This window comes from Burkholderia aenigmatica (assembly GCF_902499175.1).
In the GTDB taxonomy this organism is placed as follows: Bacteria; Pseudomonadota; Gammaproteobacteria; order Burkholderiales; family Burkholderiaceae; genus Burkholderia; species Burkholderia aenigmatica.
Genome location: NZ_CABVQC010000142.1, coordinates 1 through 2,609, shown reverse-complemented (window position 1 = coordinate 2,609; position 2,609 = coordinate 1). Strand labels below are relative to the sequence as shown.

At 65.3% G+C, this 2,609-nt stretch carries 2 protein-coding genes; both read right to left on the bottom strand.

The features are described from left to right. Nucleotides 1–85 precede the first annotated feature (85 nt). Nucleotides 86–874, bottom strand: coding sequence for an IS21-like element ISBmu1 family helper ATPase IstB (gene istB / locus BDO18943_RS42290; protein ID WP_012213993.1), 789 nt, complete (start codon nt 872–874; stop codon nt 86–88). Nucleotides 875–878: 4 nt separating this feature from the next. Beyond that, nucleotides 879–2,390, bottom strand: coding sequence for an IS21 family transposase (istA, locus tag BDO18943_RS42285; RefSeq protein ID WP_027809980.1), 1,512 nt, complete (start codon nt 2,388–2,390; stop codon nt 879–881). Nucleotides 2,391–2,609: the final 219 nt, after the last annotated feature.

Here is a 2,609-nt window from a genome sequence, read left to right as displayed (position 1 = left end):
TGTCGCGGGGCGGCGTAAAGGAGCCGGGGATGGGCGGCGTAATGGCGCCAGCAGAACCGGGGGTAAAACGCGGATTCGAACGGTTTCAAGGTTGCGGTTTTTTGCCGTTTTTGGCAACTGCATTTTGAGGGGGATCTGGCATCGGTTTCGGGGTGCGGTAACTGTCGCCCTCGAGGACGAGCCGGTAGGCGCCGTGGCGTAGTCGGTCGAGTGTGGCGGTGCCGAGGATGCGGTTGTCGGGGAACGCGGCGCCCCATTCACCGAAGTCGAGATTCGACGTCAGGATGGTCGCCGCGTGCTCGTAGCGGGCCGCGACGAGATCGTGGAAGTCCTCGTCCTGCGGGGTACGTAGCGGTTTGAGCGCGAAGTCATCGACGATCAGCAGCGGCACCCGGGCGTACTGCTGGAACTTGCGGTCATAGGCGCCGGTGGCGCGCGCGGCGTTCAATCGCTTGAGCAGCTCGGTCTGCGAGATGAACAGCACATCGCGGCCTTGGCGGGCGGCGCAGTGGCCCAGCGCCTGGGCCAAGTGGCTTTTGCCGGTGCCGGTTGGACCGGCGATCAGGATCGCGACCTTCTCGTCGAGATACCGGCCTGTCGCGAGATCATGAACGTGTGAGCGGTTCAACGTAGGCAGCCGGTCGAAGTCGAACGTCTCGAGCGTCTTGCCCATCGCGAAGCCGGCGCGCAGCAGACGGGTGCCGAGCTTCTTGTGTTCGCGACGGGCAACCTCGTCGTGCAGCAGCATGGCAAGGAACTCGGTATAGGCGAGCTGCCCGTCGATCGCCTGACGGTTGCGCTGCTCAAGCGAGTCGAGGATGCCGGACAGGCGCAGCTGTTTGAGGATGGAATTCAATTCGGGACTCGGGTTCATGGTGTCAGTGGATCAGCAGGGATTGGAGATCACGGCCGAAGCGGCCGCCGTTCTGGTAAGCGCCAGTCGGGGCCGACGCGGGACGCGGCACCGGTTCGCTGTCCAGGCCTTTGTCGAGGATGCCCTTGATGGTGCTGTACTTCGCGCTGCTGAACGCGAGCGCACGCTCGCAGGCTGCTTCCAGCCTCTGATCGCCGACTTTCTGTCGCAGCCGGATGATCCCCTGCGCGCCGCGCAGGTTGACGAGCACCTTGTCGTTGAACAGCGCGAGGATCACGCCGTGGCACGACGGCCCGATCTCCTTCGCGCGCGCCAGACACCACTGCGGATCGTGCTCGAGCCAGGCCTGCGCTTCGGGCGGCTGGTGATCTCGCACCGTGTGGCGACCGCCGGCCCGCTGCCGCGGATGGGTTGCGACGAGTTCATGCCGATGGAACAGCTGGATGACCGTATCGGTCGCCTTCAGCCAGAGCGACTTGCCGACGAGCGTGAACGGTGCAGAGTACAGCGCGTGCTTGTAGACGACGTGGCCGTCGCGATGGACCGCCACCTCCTTCCAGACCGACAGTACCGGCGGCACGTCCGGCAATGCAGCGAGCAACGGGCGCTCGACGCCGAAGCGCGTCAGCGGCCGTTCGTGGACGGTGCCGTGGATACGAGTGCCGGCCTGCTGCATCACCCATTCGCGCAGTTGCCGGTTGGCGTCGGCCAGATCCCGGAACTCGCGCAGCGGCACGAAGGACTTCTTGACGTATTTGACGCCCGATTCGACGACGCCCTTCTTCTGGGGATCGTGCGGCGGACAGGCGTCGATCCGGAATCCATATCCCTCGGCAAGCGCGGCGTACGAGCGTTGCACCGCCGGCTCGTATCGACACGCCCGGATGATCGCGCACTTCGCGTTATCGATGATGACCCGGTCGGGACAGCCGCCGAACCATTCGAAGGCGCGCCGGTGGCTGGCGAGCCACGTCTCGACGGTCTGGTCCAGCACGATCTCGGCATACTGGTGGCGCGACCAGCACAACGTCATCACGAAGATCCACGTCCGGACCGCAATGCCCTCGACCGTCAGCACGGGTCCCGCGCCGAAGTCGACCTGCGCGGCGTCGGCCGGTGCGAAGTCGAGGATCGTTGTGGTGGCCACGCTGCGCTCGGCAGCCAGATGGCGCAGCATGCGCTTCACGGCACAATAGCTGCCGGCGTAGCCATGATTGCGTTGAAGGGCGGCATGGATCGTGGTGCCCTGAACGCCGGCGGCAAGCCATTCGCGGACCTGTTCGCGATATGGCTCAACCGTCGACACACAGGTGTGCGGCAGGTGCGGCGTGCGCCCGAAGACACCCGCGATCGTAGCGTCGTCCGGCAGCGGCTGCACCGGATCCAGCCAACTACGCGCTTCAGCCTCGCGGCGCACGGTCGTCAGCTTCTTGCGCCCCATCAAACCGCCGCGCGCGATGTCGCGGTCAGAATCGCCTTGCCGCATGCGGACAAGGACTTGGCGGTATTCAAACAATTCGAACCTCCTGTTGGCCATGGACGCTCCGTTCAAAAAGAACGGAGCGTACCGACTCGGAAAGTTCGAACCGCGTTCTCGCCCTGATGCTGCTGGCGCCTATGCGCCGCCCCTAACGTGGCGCCATTACGCCGCCCTTGGACTGGCGCCTATGTGCCGCCCCTCAAGTGGCGCCCTTATGCCGACCCCGCATTGGCTCCATAGCGCCGCCCCGTGACA

Coding starts and splice junctions, on each gene's coding strand:
- istB (WP_012213993.1), bottom strand. CDS start 874: ATGAACCCGAGTCCCGAATTGAATTCCATCCTCAAACAGCTGCGCCTG.